This is a genomic window from Pseudomonas sp. MF08817, assembly GCF_059862705.1.
The window spans coordinates 52,951-68,699 of record NZ_JCBCUY010000018.1 but is presented as its reverse complement, the minus strand read 5'-3'; the positions used below and the strand labels follow the sequence as shown (position 1 = coordinate 68,699).

4 protein-coding genes are annotated in these 15,749 nt (G+C 62.6%); all 4 read right to left on the bottom strand.

The genetic code is table 11. From position 1 onward, the window contains the following. Window positions 1–39: 39 nt before the first annotated feature. From AC19YR_RS13155 to AC19YR_RS13140, 4 genes are read right to left on the bottom strand one after another with little or no spacing between them, the layout of a single operon-like run. Window positions 40–2,760, bottom strand: coding sequence for an RHS repeat-associated core domain-containing protein (locus AC19YR_RS13155; protein ID WP_500598758.1), 2,721 nt, complete (start codon window positions 2,758–2,760; stop codon window positions 40–42). Further along, window positions 2,757–7,313: a SpvB/TcaC N-terminal domain-containing protein gene (locus AC19YR_RS13150; RefSeq protein ID WP_500598757.1), complete on the bottom strand. Its 4,557-nt coding sequence runs from the start codon at window positions 7,311–7,313 to the stop codon at window positions 2,757–2,759. Before AC19YR_RS13150 ends, AC19YR_RS13155 begins: the two co-directional genes overlap by 4 nt. Beyond that, the gene (locus AC19YR_RS13145) at window positions 7,313–12,109 is read right to left on the bottom strand and encodes a Tc toxin subunit A-related protein (RefSeq protein WP_500598756.1); all 4,797 of its coding nucleotides are present in this window, start codon (window positions 12,107–12,109) and stop codon (window positions 7,313–7,315) included. The genes AC19YR_RS13150 and AC19YR_RS13145 overlap by 1 nt, the downstream gene beginning before the upstream one ends. Window positions 12,110–12,112: 3 nt before the next feature. Next, window positions 12,113–15,643, bottom strand: a complete 3,531-nt coding sequence (locus AC19YR_RS13140) for a Tc toxin subunit A (protein ID WP_500598754.1) — start codon at window positions 15,641–15,643, stop codon at window positions 12,113–12,115. Window positions 15,644–15,749: the final 106 nt, after the last annotated feature.

Here is a 15,749-nt window from a genome sequence, read left to right as displayed (position 1 = left end):
CGTTGCGTGGTGATCGGGCGCTCTGGCGGATGAGTGAACTCAAGTGGGTGGACGCAACACATCTATCGCCCGCCCTATTGACACAATGGGCCTGGCGAACGTTATCAAGTCGTCATGGCTCAGGTGCGCCTCATGCATTCGGTTGGCCCCTCCGGTCTGGTTGTAGGGGCTGAAGTCAGGTGTTTGGTCGAGATGTTTGAGCAGCGGTTCGTTGTTCAACACCATGTTTTCAAGCAAGGACACGCCGCGTACATCGGTGGCGTCAATTTCATACAGGTAGTACTGGGTGGGGTGGTAAGCCGCGTACTCCAAAACCCCCGTCAGGGATTCGGCCACTATCAAGGCATCGCCGCCGATCATTTTGGGGATGGCGGTAAATTCGTCCGAGGGCTTGAAGCCCTCGCGCGCCACTTCGGCGGGGGTGCGCCGATCCGCCCGGTAGACCTTGCCGCCAAAGTTGCCGCGGGCCAGCAGGTTCCTGTTGTTCAGGCTGTATTGGAACTGAGGCGTGTGAGTGTTTAAACGCTCTAAAAGGCTGTGTTGCTCGGCGGTCGGTGGCGGCGGGTTCAGGCTTTCGGGGGTTGCCGGGTGACTGGTGTCGGAGGGGGGCGGCGAGCCTTGGCTTTGCAGGGACGCCGGCGAGTCCTGGGTCTGCATCGCCTCCTCGTCATCGCTGTGTTCCGAGGCCGGGGAGGCGATGGGAGGCAAGCCATATTGGTAGCGCAGGCTTTGTTCGTGTTCGACGAACTCGTCCAGTACCCGATCCAGCGCCGGATCATCGTCCTGCCACATACGCCCATCGGGGTCGGTGCGGCTGATGGGGTTGCTGCCACAGAAGCCGTAGAGGTTCAGCCCATCCACCGCCCCCGCCGGGTCGGCGCTGGCCCAGCGCTGCAACCACGGCGCGTAGTAGCGGGCGCCGTAGTAATAGAGGCCGCTGCTGTCGCGCTCCTTGCCTGAGTAGCGCACCGTTTTGTACTCGGCCTCTACCTGGGAGCGGGCCGCTTGCCACGCGGTGCCGCCGAACGGGTAGTAGCCCTCGCGGCTTATCACGTGGGCCTGTTGGTCGAGTTCGGTGTCCAGGGAACCTAAGGGGTCGGTCAGGCTGTAGCGCAGTTGATCGGCGTCGATGCCGTCGGGTTTGCCCGCCGCCCAGTGCAGGCAGCGCACATGGATGTGGCCTGCTTGCAGGGTGACCACGTGCAGCACCTGCTGCTCGCCGTCCACCGTGCGCACTTCTAGGCCCGTCAGGTAGCGCACTTCGCGGATGTGTTCGACCGCCGCGGCCCTGGCCCGTTGCCAGGTGCGCAGGCGTTGGCCGGTGCTGTCGTAGACGTAGCACTCGCGATCATCGTCGCCGTGGGCGCGGGACACTTGGGTCAAGCCTTGTAACTGGTTGCGCACGGTCCAGGCCAGGGCCTGCCCGCCCGGTTGCAGGGTGAGCAGGTTGCCAGCGGCGTCGTAGGTCATCTCCAACTCAGCGCCCTGGCCTTTTTGCCAGCCCAGGCAGCGGTTGCTCTGGTCGTGCGGGCGCATGTGCACGGTGTGGGACCGGCCGGGCAGGGCGCTGACGTGGGTGAGGCGGGTCAGGTTATTGCCGTTGTCGTACGCGAACGTTTGCGTGTAGCCGCCCAGGCGCGTGAGGTCGATGGGGCTTATCAATGGCGGCAACTGCGGCTGGGTGCTGGCGCCGGGGCCCTCCAGGCCGGTGGCGCTGGCCAAGCGATAGAGGCTGTCGTAGGTGAAGGCGCGGCTGCCGTCCAGGCGTTGGTTGGCGGCGTAGCGGATGGCTTGGGTGTGGTCGGTGAGGGCGATAACGTTGCCGACCGGGTCGTAGGCCTGGCTCAGGTGTTGAAACACCGTGCTGCCCTTGAACGCCTTGAGTTGCCTGAGGCGGCCATCGGCCGGGTCGAAATCGGTGACGCTGACCACGCCGTTCCCCGCCACTTGCGCCTGGATCTGGCCATCGGCGTTGTACTCGATGCCTTCCACCAGGGTTTGCACGGTGGCTGCACCGTGCAGTTGCAAGGCCAGGCGCTTGGGGCGGCCATCGAGGCCGTAGGTCAAGTGCTGGCGATGGTTGCGGGCGTCGGTTTGCTCCAGCGGGACGCCGCTGGCGTTGTAGCGCCATTGGGTCAGCCAGGTGTCGGGTTCCAGCAACGCTTCCTGGCCGGCGGCGGTGGGTGGCCAGTCGGGCATGTCCAGGCCCTTGAGAAAGCGTCGGCCCTGGCGTAGGGGCGCGCCATTGACGGCGTACTCATCCATGCTCAGGCGCCCGGCGCTGTCGTGCTCGGCTACCAGGCGCCCGCATTGGTTGTGCTGGGCGTAGGCCGCCGAGCCGTCGCCATAGGTCAAGCGCTGCACGGTTTGGGCGGGGCCGGCGCGGGCCTGTTCGACGATGGCGGTGGGCCGCAGCAGAGGGTCGAATGTACTGCGTTGGTGGCTGCCACGTTGGTCCCAACGTTGCAACGCCTGCCCGGCCACACCCGGCAGGTCGATGCGCCAGCCGCTGTCGACGCTGATACTGCACAACACCGCCCCACCCAGGCTGTACAGGTTGTTCAGGTTGGCTTGTGGCCCGTTGTGGCGTGGGTCGTATTGCGCCACCACGTGTGCGGCGGCGTCATGGTGCTGGCGGCTGACTTGGGCTTGCGGTGCATCGGCCGCGGTGGCGCGCAGGTACTGCACCTGGCGCACCACCAGGCCCCGGCCGTCAATCGCGGCCAGGGTCGGGGTGTGGTGATGCACGCCGGGGTTCATGCCTTGGCGTCCTTGGCCTTGCGTGCCATGACCTCTTCATAGGTGTCGTTTTTATCTTCGGCAATGGTGTACCAACCCAGGTAGGTTTGGCGGTCTTCCAGGTCGTCCTTGGCGGCGACGGTGCGTACCAGGCGCCCAGGTGCGTCGTAGTAGAGCCGGTCGCAGTAGCCGTGCTGGCGAAAGGATTGGTCGTTGATGTAGCGCGTCTGGTCGGCGAAGTACGGGCGATAGACCCGTACTGTCACGCCCTTGTTGTTGTATTCGACCCGTTCGCTGACTCGCCAGCGCCGTGCGGCCTGCTGTTGCACGGGTTTGCCGTCGGCGCCCAGTTTCAGCGCGCCGTTTTCGTCCACCACGTAGGCCAGGCCCGGCTCGACTTCCTGTTTGGTTTGCAGGGTGCGGGCAAAGCCGTCGAAGCAGGCGATAGCGATGCGTACCTGGGCCTCGGGGTCGCCGGGGTAGCGGTCGGCTTGCAGGGTGGCGACGTGCACTGGTTCACGCTGGGCAGCGTCGAGTTGCTGTTGCAGGATCACTTCGTTGGGCGAAGGGTTTTGCAACCCCAGCATATGCTGGCGGGCACGGTCGCACAGGTGCCCGCTGGGCAGGATGAAGCCTTCGGCCCTGGCCCAGGTGCGCCACGCCTCGGGCGGCGGCGAGGCTTGCGAGATCCGGCCCATCCAACTGAATGGGTCGGAAAATATCGCAGTGGCGTACTCGCCGATCGCGGCCACCGGGTTGGCAATGGCGGTTGCCGGGCTGCGGTCGGCGGGGGGCACGTAATCGGCTAGGGGCTTGAAGCCCACTGGCAGGCCCAGTTCGGTGCCATGGAAGCTGCTGACCTGCATCTCGCCCAGGGCGTTGTAGCGTGCCTCCTGGATATTTTCGTTGGGGTCTTGGATGCGCCCGGGCAGGAAGGTGCGGTAGTCGATGTCCAGCACCTGCGTGACGCAGCCATCGGGTAATTGCACGGCCGTTTGCAGGCACCAGTAGGGGTCGTGGGTGACCTGGGTGATGCCGTGGCTGAGGGTCTGTTGCACGAGGGTGATGCTGTAGAAATCCTCCAGCTTGGCGTAGGTGGCAAAGCCCTGGCGCACCGACCACAGGTTGGTCTTGTTGTCTTCTTCCTGGTCGTACGGCAGGAACAGCTTCATCGGCTGGTAGCCGACCTCGGGTTCGAGCAGACGCGCCTTGAGGTCGAAATTCGGGTCGATGTCTTTGACCCGGTCATAGGCGCTCAGCGCGGTGGCATCGAGTTCGGCGTGCTCTTCGTAGTCGGGCAGGGCCTCGAAGGTGGCCGCGCCCACGGGTAGGGTAATGCCGCTGTCCGGGTGTTTGTAGCGCTGCAGGCTGAGGCCGGTGAGCACGGCTTGTTGCGCCCAGGGGCCGCCGTCCTGGCTCAGCTCGAGGAATTTTTCGTGGCACAGGTCATTGGCGTGCAGGTCGGTTTTGGCCAGCACCAGGGCATTGCTGCGCGAACGGTACGCCAGGCCCAGGCGCCAGGCTTGTGGGTCGCTTTGGTGGATGAACCCGACCTTGGCCTGGGTCAGGTACCAGGCCTGCTGGGCCTCGTCATGGGTATCGCTCCACCAGGTGTTTTGGTAGGGGTCGCTGAAGGGTGGCGCGTCGCTGCGGGTTTTACGTCGCGGGCAGTAGACCACCCAGCCGTGGGTCAGGGTGCCGTAGTCGTCCCACTCCAGGTTGATGCTGTGCTGGCACAGCGGGTCATCGGCGACGGATTGTTCGTAGTGCAGGCTGCGCGACTCCAGTGTCAGTGGCTGCACCACGGCGTAGGGCTGGTGCTGCCCCGCCGGGCGCAAGAGGCGCACCAGGTAGCGGTGCTGCTGCACGCCGTAGGGCACGGCGGGAGCGTCAGCGTTGTAGATTTCGCTGCGCAGCACCGAGCCGCTCAGGGCCCGGGCGACTTCCCGGGCCAGGGTGTCGTCGATGGGGTCGAGCCCTTCGCTGGCATGGTCGCGGCTGTGGTAGCGCTGCACCAGGGTCGGGCGCAGCGCCGCGGCGCCAGGGTCGCCGGCGTAGCCGTCGCTGGGCGGCATGTCCACGGCCCGGCCGGTGTGGAACCAGGTTTTGCTCAGCACGGGGGCGGTAAAACCGTCTTCCAGGCGTTGGGCCGGGGCGCCTTCGGTATCGGTTTGCAGCAGCAGGCCGAAGCCGCGGAACTCACGCTCGTGGCGGTCGTAATAGCCCTGGCGGTAACTGAAGTGCTGGCTTAGTTGCTGGCCGCTGATTTCATCCAGTTGGGTCTGCTGGCTGACCAGGTGCAGGGCGAAGGGCAGTTCGCATACAGGCTCTTGCTGGGCGGCGCGCAACTGGGCTTTTTCGTCGAGCCATTCCTGGGCTGAACTGCGATAGCTCACGCCGTTGCGGGCGCCCATGTTGTTGTTGGCGCGGCTGAGCAGGTAGGGCTTGGCCTGGACGAAGTCATAGCGCCAGTGCCGCGGCGACATGTGCGGTACGCTCAGCACCAGGCTGGAACAGCCCAGGCCTTGCAGGTCGGCGAAGCTGACTTCGCACAAACGGTCGTAGCGCACACCCTCGGGCCAGGGTTGGGTCTGGGGCGTGTCGGGGTAGCCGTTGCCGGCGTGGTTCATGAACACCTCAAAGCCATCGCTCTTGAGGTAAATCAGGTCGGCGGCGCCGGAGCCATCGAGGTCGGCCAGGCGCACCTGCGCCGCCTCGAATTCTTCGTAGGCAAACGGCAAGGTACTCAGTACAAAACCTTTGCCGAAGCGCCCGTGGCCCAGGTTGGGCCAGCATTTGACCTCGTTGTGGCGGATGCGCACCAAGTGTTGTTGGCCGCTGCCCAGCACATCGCTGAAGGCCACCAGTTCCGTGGGGGACGGGCTGAGCAGCGGGAGGGCATCGTCGTCGTCCCGGCGGGGCACATCCACACCCCGAGCAAAGCCATCCTCGCGGCGGCTGGCGTAGAGGCGCACGCTGCGGCTGCCGATCAGGGTCAGGTCCGTGAGGCCATCACCCACCAGGTCGGCCAGTTGGGCCTGGGGGTGGAAAAACTCCGTGGGAAAGGCGTTGAAGGGCACGAATTGGGACCAGGTGCGGTCCGGGTTGAGGGTGAAAAAACCACTCATGCCGGGCATCGCCACGACCCAGTCGAGCTTGCCGTCGCCGGTCATGTCGCTCAGGGATTGGCGCACCGCTTTGCTGCTGTCGGCCGCGGGCAAGTGGGGCAGCAATTTCCATTCGTCATAGCGCACTTGATCGCCGCCGTCCGGGCCGCGCTGGGGTTCGCGGTAGTACCAGGCCTGGTCGATGCGGTACAGCACACCGGGCAGGCCTTCGCCGTAAAGGTCCACCAGTTGATAGGCCTGGCCGTCATTCAAACCGGGCATCGACGGGAATGGCGTATAGCCCTGGCGGTCGGCCACCAGGGCAAAGGGGTTGTAGCCGTATTCCATGGGCGGGCGGCTCTCTACCTGGCCTCGGCCGTCATAGGCTTGCAGGTGGGCGGCCGTGAGGTGGTTGTAGCCCAGCGCGTCGCTGCGGTGTTCCAGCAGCAGGCGTTGTACCAGCACCGGGTGCTGCCCCAATTCGGGGAACTGGTGGAACAGCAGCACCTGCCGGCACAGGCGCCGCGTGCCCAGTTCAAAACCGTAGGCGTAGTTCCAGAACGGGTCGCTGCGCACCTTCCAGGGCCCGAACACATCGCCTTCAAGCCCATAGGGCGGGCCATAGGCGGGTTTTTCCGTCAGCCCGGCGCTGCGCTCGCCGTAGTCGAACAGCAGGTGGAAATGCCAGCGCACGGTTCTCCAGCCGTCGGTGCTCCATGAGTAGAGGTCGGCGCTGGCGACCTCGTTGCCGTAGCACACCCGTTTGAGATAGCGCTGGGCGCGGTAGTCGCGAAACTGCGGGCCAACCGGCGCTTCGGTTTCGGCCAGGTACTCATACACCACATGCTCACCCCGGCTGTTGAGGCTTTCGTCCAGCAGCCACACGCCGACCCGTTCGTGGGCGTTGGGGTCGGCGCGGCGTGAGGCGAGGGTCTTGCCGTACAAGTGCAGGCTGCCATCGGCACCATGCAGCAGCCAGAACCCGGCTGCGTCGGCGTTGGTGGCCCAGTGCTCGATCAGGGTGAAAGCGCCTTCGACTCGTGGGTGGTAACGCACCACCCGGTGTTCGCCCACCGTGACGCCGCGATACTCGGACACCGTGCGGGCCACGGGTTGGCCATCAGTTTCATTGCGCTCGGGCATCCACACGTCGCCGTCGGGGCCGACCGCCAGGTCGCTGCCGTCATAGCGCGGCACGCCTTTGGTGGTGCGCAGGGTGATGGCGTTGGAGCTCATCCGCCAGCCGATGCCGAACGGGCTGTTACCCACGTCGCTGCTGTAGCCTAGGCCCAGGTTCGGCACCAGGCTGCGGTTGGGCGCCCCGGAAATCGGCAGCGGCAGCTCCAGCGACGCCGCGCCGCTGGTGCCCACCGCCCCCCAGCCCTTGCCGATGCTTTGAATCGCCCCGCCGCCCTTGGGCAGGGCGGGGGCGTTGACTTCCAGCGCAGAGGTAGTGGGTTCGTTCATCACTGGCCTCCGCGGCGGCTGGTGTAGCTGAACTTGACGATGATGTCAGTCAGGGATTCGAGCATGGCTTTTTGCGTGCCGCCGTGGCCGGGGAACGTCAACTGCCACTTGGACACGGCGCCGGTGTACTCGAAGGGCAGGTACTGCTCGTCCTGAAAGTTGAGGCTGAACATCCCCGAATCGTCGATGCCGCTAGACAGCGCGATCTGTTGGCTGGCGCGCAGGTTTTCCTTGGCCACCGTGCCGGCTGCGTCCATCTGCACCGTGCTGTAGGTCTGGGCCAGGGTCGCCCGTACATCTTCGTAGGGCCCCAGCAGCACCGGCAGGAATACGCTGATGGTCTTGATCCGGCGCAGGTAGTGGCCGGGGTAGTCGGCCTCGAACATTTTCTGGGTCAGTTCGAATTCACAGCTGCCGGTACTGAGCAGATCCGCGAGGATGTCCGCCCAGGGCTTGTTGATCGTCGAATCGCTGTCCTTGTCCTTGAGTTGGCGCAGGGACACGGTTTTGCGGATCTCCAGGTCGCGCTCGTTGCTCAGCAAGCGGCGGGTGTTGAGCTCCAGCAAGCCGAGCTTGAGGCTTTCACCCGCGCCCAGGCCGCGGTAGCTGGCGTTCCAGGCCGAAGCATTGAACACGGAAGGGCGCCGGTAGTCAGCCTGCTCGTAGCGCCACGCCGCCTCCGTGGCCTGGCACAACGACTGGGCAAAATTGAACGCCTGGCCGTACAACCGGGTGAACTGGTTGTTGAGCCAGTCGTAGGTCTGGCTTTTGCCAAAGCGCTTGTTGCCGAGCAGGTAGTCGTGGGTGGCCTTGGCCTGTTCCAGGCTGGTCTGGGCCATACGCAGTTGCAAGCGGGTGGCTTTTTTCTGCTCCTGGAAGGCGTCGAGTTGGGCCTGTACCTGGGCGGCTTCCAGGGTGGCCTGGTCGAGGGCTTGTTGCCATTCCTGGGCGCGGCGATCGAATTGGGCTTTGTACGAGAGCGTGTCAGCCGTGTCGCTCGCCACCATCGCAGTGCTGCTAGTGAGGAGGGCGGCCGCTCTCGCAGCTGCTTCGCTACGACTACCTCCGGCAGCCACGCCAAAAATGTTAGGCAGCAGCTTCAGGAGTTCCCCTCCCGACTCTATTGTCATGGCAGTAATCCTTGCGACCCGAGAGGACAGGGAGGAGGCGCCGGCCGATATCTCTTCAGGGAACATGGTCAAATTTTGGTAGTAGCCAACCCGCTGCTGGATGATGTTCTGACTCGCCTTCAACGCCAGCTCGTTCTTGTTATCGGTTTCCCCAGCCTGCACCTGAATATCCACGGCGATTTTCGCCAGGTTCCACGCCTGTTGCTGTTGCAGCTCCAGGTACTCGGCCTGTTCCTTGCGCTCGATCAGCGACAGCAGGGTGGCGCCGAACTGGATCACCACCTCTACCGCGTTCATGCAATGGGCGTAGAGGAAGTTGAAGCGCGTGGGCGCGATGCTCGGGTTCAGGTATTGGTTGAGCGCCGCGCCCGAGAGCCCTGCGGCGCGGGCAGCGAGCAGGGCGCGCGGGTCCAGGGGCGGGGCGAACAGCGGCAGGTGCAGGGCGTTGCCGGCCATGTCCAGGTTATGGCGCAGGTTGTACAGGCGGCTTTCGGCCAGGTCCCAGCGCTGCACCAGTTCAGGGTTGAAGGGCAGGCGCAGGTAGGGGTTGTCCACCGTGGGCAGCGACGGGTCGTCGGCCCAGGGGCGCAGGCACAGCTGCGGCACCACTTGCGGGTGCGGCCCGCCAAACTGGGGCCGGGGGTTTTCCAGCAGGTATTGCTCACGCATCAGCAAGCGCTGCTCGAAGTTGCGCAGCTCGGGGTTGGTGGCATCGCTTAGCGCCTTGAGTTTGATAGGGGCCCAGGTGTCCACCGTTTGCACATCCGGGCGCGGCCCCAGCAGGTCCAGCACCTGTACGTAGCCGAGCTTGGCCACCACCAGGGCATCGGGGGTCAACTGGCGGTAGGCGCTGTCGGCGCGGCTGAGGAGGATATCCAGGTATTGCAGATACAAGGCCTTGCGCAGGTGCACCGGGTGGCTGAGGCCGATTTGGTGCGGGTCGTTGGGCGCTCGGGTGGCGTGGCTCACGTCTTCTTCGGTATCCACCAGATGGGGCACCAGCGGCACGGCATTCCAGAACGGCGGATGGCCGCTCTCGCCCTGTTGGCGCATGGGGTCGAAGAGGTAGGCCAACCAGTGCAGCGCCTCGTCGAACTGTTCTTCCTTGTTCAAGCGATAGGCCACCAGCCAGGGCAGGTACAGGAACAACTCCAGGAAATACAGATAGTAGGCCCCGGCGAAATCCATTAGATCGTCACCGCTCAAATGTTCAATGGGTGGTTCTTTAAGGTGCTGGGTTTCCCAGGACAGTAGGCTGTCCATGCCTTCCTCCGCGCGCTGGATCAGGCTGCGAGCGAAGGTGGTGTTCATCCGGATGGGTTGGCGATAGTCCGTTTCACTACCGTCGGAAAACTCGATGCTTGAGCCGAAGAAGTCGATGGACTCGGCGTCGCCCAGTGTCGTACTGGGGTTATGCAAAATCATCGGGGCGATTTGCTCGGGGGTCTCGGAACTTTCGCTCCAACCCATTTCGACTATTTTGAATGCACTGCCCAGATAGATAGGACCCCCCAAATAATAGGCGCTGTAGACGGCGATACCATGAATCAACCGAATCGAGTTATGCCCGTCTGGCCAGTCAACAGGCCAATCTTCCGGTAATAGCGTATCGCGGTTAATTGGGAATGACAGAGAGAGGGCGTCGTTCTTTTCTATGGTCTGGCTAATAGTGGATCTGGCTAGTTGACGTAGGTCGTTGAAGTTTTCTGGAATGTCAGAGGGTTTGAGTGGGTGCAGAATTAGATGGCTATATAGAAGCGGCCCTGTTATCTCGACTGTGGTGCGGCTGATTTTTATCTCATTTATATTGTTTTTATAAAGCTTGGTAATTTTGCTTATGTTTGTGTTTTGAGGATTTTTTAGAATAAATTCGAGGGTTTTTCTCGAAATTGAAGTTTTTATTAGTGCGGTGCTTTGTCCGGAGTTAATAGGGGGGATCATAAATGAATTTATATTGTTCTGGGTAACTATGAGTTGGCTGAACGGTTTGTCCAACTTGTCAAATGTATAGAGTACAGGGGGCGTCTGATTGTAAAAGTCCGTGTTCAATGCGGTGATTGTTGACCCTGGCAGCAGGGTGATCCATTCATTCGCGTTATCGTTAGAGGCAACAATAAGGTCGAATTTGACGAGTGCCTGAAATGCGTCAAAAAGCGTGATGGTAAGTGTCGTGTGGCTGGTAATGTTGTCGGTTACTCGCGATGTTACTTGGATGGTCGAACTTTCCGGGTCATAGCGAATATCATTGGTAGTGAGGCTGGCTATCTTCGACTGCAAACCTTCGTAGTTCCATAACGCTTCAGGCGTCGTCGGTACGGGCGGTAAAGTAATAGTGCCGAACTGTTGTTTTCCATGGGGCAGCCAATACTGGAAGCGGCTGGCGCCATTTTCGTCGTGTGCAAATAAGTGGCCTACCCTGCGTACGTGGGCTTCGTCATCTTGTATTGGAATGGAACTTTGAATGGCAGGGGGTGGGTTTACATAACCCTCAAAAGGGAATAGGGGCGTGAGGGTGAAGTTTTTGTCGATGCGTAATGTTCTAAGGAATGTATAAGAATCCTTAGTGCCATTGTCGGCATTGCCATGGTGATAACCATAATAGAGCGCAAGAAATAGCGTTTCCGGGGACGTTGTATTGTCGTACACCGCGATGGTGTCGGTTGCTTGTTCTACCAAGTGGGGGTCCAGTTTGGGGTCGAACATGTCTTTGGAAGTGCCGTACTCTTCAATATAAGTACGGGGTGTGCTCCAAGTGTTGTCGTATTTTTTATAGGAGCCATACAGCCGAAACAGTGGGCTGGCGGGGGTGGTTTCCCGCACTTGTGCATTGGGTGCTGCCGGGCGGGGGTCTTCAAAGGTCACATCGGCCCAGAAGATGAACAAGCGGTTGTTGAACCATACCGGGCGCACGCTGTGGGTGATGGCATGTTCGCCGATGGGCACGTTGGCCTTGTTCCAGTCCGACCAGGCCGCAGGCAGGGGTTTGTCGTACTTGGGCGCAGGTTGGTCGGGGGAAAGGGCGGGGGCCTTCTGCGGGCGTTGGCTCATGTCCAGGGAGCGCCAGTAAAACTGGTTTTCCGCCGGCGACTTGGCGACAAAGTAGTAGGGGCTGTTGGCAAAGTCCTGGCCGTCGATATAGCCATTGAGGCATTTGAGGTTGGCGATTTCCTCGAAGCGTGCCAGGTACGCCAGCACGGCGGCTTGTACGGTGTCTGGCTGGATCTGGGCCAGGTTGATGTCGTTTTCCAGTTGCTTGAAGTTTTCGGTGCGGGTCTGGCGCAGGGTCGGGTCCAGGTAGATGGACGGGAAGTAGTGCAGTTGCTGGTTGGCGGCCCACAGTGGGTATTGATACATCTCTTCGCGCCAGCGCTCCAACTGCTCGGGGGTGAGGCTATTGGAGGCGTAGCCGGGTTCCATGTTCATCAACATGCCGTGGATGTATTGCTGCAGGCTGGCGATGGCGCAGGCCACGGGGCTGGTAGGCACGTCCTGGCTGACCAGCACGTCGAGCAGCAGGTACTCGTAGAGATCGTTGGCGGTTTCGATGCGGTGGTTCAGTTGCAGCTCGATCAAGGTGGGGTCGGCGGGCACCACTTCGTGCAGGTACATTGCCACCAGGGCATCGCGCAGGGATTCGTTGAGCTGTTTTTCAATAGAGGCGGTCATGACTCACTCCTTGACTGTCAGGGTGCCCGGCTGGGGCGCAGAGGCCGCGGCAATCACGGCCTGGCCGACCTTTTTCCAGTCCGTGAAGGCGCTTTGGGGCGTCAGCGCGGTGGCGGCGAGCAAGCCACTGGTGGACAGGCCGCTGGCCAGGCAAGTGGCTTGGCAGCGGCGCACCCAGTCCACGTCGGCCATGGACGTGGCGTGTTTGGACGCCAGCAGGTCGGTCAGTTGTGCGACTTCCTGCTCGTTCCAGGCCAAGAGGTAGGCCAGGGCGGCGTTGGCGTTTTCGGCGACGTTGGCCCGTAGTTGCTTGTTTTTCAGTTCGGCTGCGGGCGGGTTGGCCAGCACGAAATAGCTGAGCAAGGTGGCTTCGGGCAGAGGCTGGGAGCGCTGCCAGTGGCCGAAGCGTTCCAGCAGGTAGAGTTCGGCCAGGGCCGGTTTTTGCGTGGCCGGTGGGTTGTAGCCCGAGGCGCCGAGCCAGGTGGGGTGAAGCAGGAACAGGCGCAGGGTGCTCTGGCTGATTTGCAATGCCAGTGCCGCTTCGCCATGGCGCGCGACCCGCGAGTACAGGAAGTTCAAACTGCCGTCGTTGAACAGCGCCGCGAGCAGCAGGTCGTAGACCGAGTCCTTAGCCCAGGCCAGTACGGGAGGGGTCAATTCCTTGGGCAAGGCCAGGGTTTCCTGCAGGAGCCCTTCGATCAACTGCTGCTGCCGGTCGTGTGCGGCGATCACCAGCGGCTTGAGGGTTTGCACCGCTTGGGCCTTGACCGCATCGGCCAGGGTGAGCCGGCCGACCACGGTGACCAGCGCGGTTTCGAAGTGTTCCGGCACATCGCTGGCCAAGGGCAGCGCTAGGAACAGGCCTTTACGGTCGATCAAGGGTTTTTTCGCCGCGCCGCCTTTTTCGTCCAGCAGCACGTTGAACCAGTTGATGGCAGGCGTGCCGGCGCCGTCTTCCTTGGCGGGCAACGCTAGGGTCGCCAGTTCCTGCGGGGTCAGCACCGCTTGGGCGGCGGCGTCGTGCAGTTGTAGCAGGCGTTGGGCCAGTTCTTGGGAGATGGGCGTCTTGTCGCGGTCCAGGCCCAGCAAGTGGCGCAGCCGCGGCACGCTGAGGTCGATTTCTCGCAGCCAGCCCAAGGCCCAGTCCATTTGCAGCAGCACGTCGAGGATATCGGTGCTGCCTGCCGTGGCCTGGTCCGCCAGGGTGCCGCGGCTCAGGTGGCTGCGGTACGCATCGCCACCCAGCACCTGGGCCAGGCCCAGGGTGTCGGCCGGCGACAGGCTGAACATCTGGCCGATTCGCGCCTGGCGGTACAGCGACGACACGGTGGTGAGGTCGCGCGTGAGCGCCTTGAAGTCGGCCAGGGTTTGGCGGGCCAGCAACAGCAACGAGTCTTCGGCCGGTTGCAGGCCGAGCCCGGCGGCGAGTTGCAGCAGGGTTTTCTGTGCGGCGGGGGTGGCATCCAGGGCGAATGGGGTCTGGTCCAGCACCAGCGGTGTATCGAATACCTGCAAGCGGTTGAATACCTGGTCGAACAGCGGCAAGCGATCGTCCGTGTTGTAGGGCGTCAGGTCATGCAGGAATGCGGCGAATTCCTCGGGCGCCAGTTTGGGGTAGCGGCGGCTCAGGTACTGATACAGGCCTAGGGCTCGCAGGGTGTTGGCGGTCAGTTGCAGGCCCAGGTTCAACGGGCTTTCGGCGCGGATGGCGCTGATAAGCAGGGTGTCCAGCTCGGTGAAAGGGATTTGCGTCCAGCGTTGCAGGCGGATCATGCGTTGCATGCGGTCCAGGCGATCGGGTGAGGTCTTGGTGATGCGCCAGCCGTTGTGATCGCCCACCTCGTAGGGCACCAGGGCCATGGCGTTGTCGTACTGGTCGTTCTGGATGGAAGTGGCATCCGGCGTGGTGGCGGTGTCGTAGTTGCCCGAGCCGGCGCCGTTGACGTAGCAGGCGCCGTAGTGGGACGAATGGGGGAAGCCTCTTGAGTAGCCAGCCCCCGGGCTGGCGGGGTTTTTGCTGGGGACGTTGGCGGACAAGCGCGGGAAATGCCGGCGCTGGGCCAAAAGCCGTTCCAACTGTTCGGAATTAAGGGCTGTGCGGTGCATGAACTCGTTTGCGTCGGTCAGCGAAGGCGCGGTGATCGAGAGTTCGCTGGCGCCATAGTGCGTGGCGAAAAATGCCTGCTCTTGTGCGTTGAGGCTCAAGTGTTCGTCCAAGGTCAGGGTGAAGCTATGTTGTGCGACCCTCGCCCCTGCACGATCTACTTGTACCTGGAACGACACGCGATAGCCGTCAGCGATGTTGGGCTCAAGGGCTGTTTTCAGCAGGATGCTCATGTTCGCCGGTTTGCTAGATGCCGGGTGTGTCTGATTCAGCACATACCCGCCCGTTGAACCGATGCGGTTCGAATTCAGAAAGAACTCCACCGGTTTGTCGGGGTTTGTCGCGCTGTTGAATGTGAGAGGCACGGTGGTGTTTCCACTGCCGGAGCCTGGTGCATCGGCCTGTGGCGTGACAACGCCGACCCCAGGTTGATCCTTGGGCAACAAAAAAGACGTGTTCTTGTTGGTATGTATGGCTGAAAACTCGGGCGCGGGGCTCGCCCATGGCTGCCCGGCTGCGAAGTCGTTGAGGGCCAGGTAGAACGTGGTAAACGGCGCCTCCTGGGTCAGTAACTGCTGCTGCTCCGGCCCCAGCCCCGACATCAGTTGCTGGGCGATGGCGCTGTCTTGCTGCACACGGCCGTAGGCGTCGCTGGCGGTGGTGCTCAGGGGCAGCTTGAGGCTGATGCGCAGGTTCAGTTCGCCCAGCCTGGGCTTGCTTCCCGTCAGGCCCTGGACGCATTGCTGGTGGTGCAGGTTGTAAGGGAACTCAAAGGGGTAGCGGCGGCTGGCGAGCACTTCATAGAGGTCTTTGTTCTTGTCCGGGGTGCTGGCCAGGTGGGCATTGATGGTTTTGCCCAGGATGTCGTTGACGAGGTCGAGCATGGGCAGCGGGGTGAAGGTGCTGTCTTGGTCGATCAGCAAGTCCTTGAGGTCGGGGCGGCGTTTGTCCAGCAGCGCGCGGGGTGGCAGGTCGGGGTCCAGGGGGGTGGCCTCCAGTTCGCCGGCAAAGTTGTACAGGCGGCTCAGGTAGGCCACCGGCGAGTCGATGGCGGCGATGGCGCCGACGGAGCAGAAGTCGTCCCAGTTCTCTTTGAACAGGTTTTGGTACGAGGCGCCGATGCTCACCAGCGAACGCACGCCCGTGCGCTGCCCGGCGCTGGACCCTTGCCCTGATGAGGTTTGGTGTTCGCGGTACTGGCGGGCGATCTGCACCGCATACGACATGGCATTGTCGTAGGCCTGCCCGGCGTCGGCGTCACTGTATTGACTCAGCTGCGCGGCAAACACCTGGCGCGACAAGCGGATGATGTCGAACACCGAGGTCAATCCCATCTTCTTCATCGCCACCTTGAAGCTGTGCCGGCCGCTTTTGGCGCGAGTGCTGTCGTCGACGAGGGCTGGGAGTGAAGGGGGATTTTTCTCGTCCATGAAGCGCTCCTACCTTTGAAGGGGGCAGGCGACGGCATGCCCGGCAGGGTTCACGGTAACGAGTTGTGCTAAGGCTGTGACCTGTCAGATCTGACAGTTTTGTGGG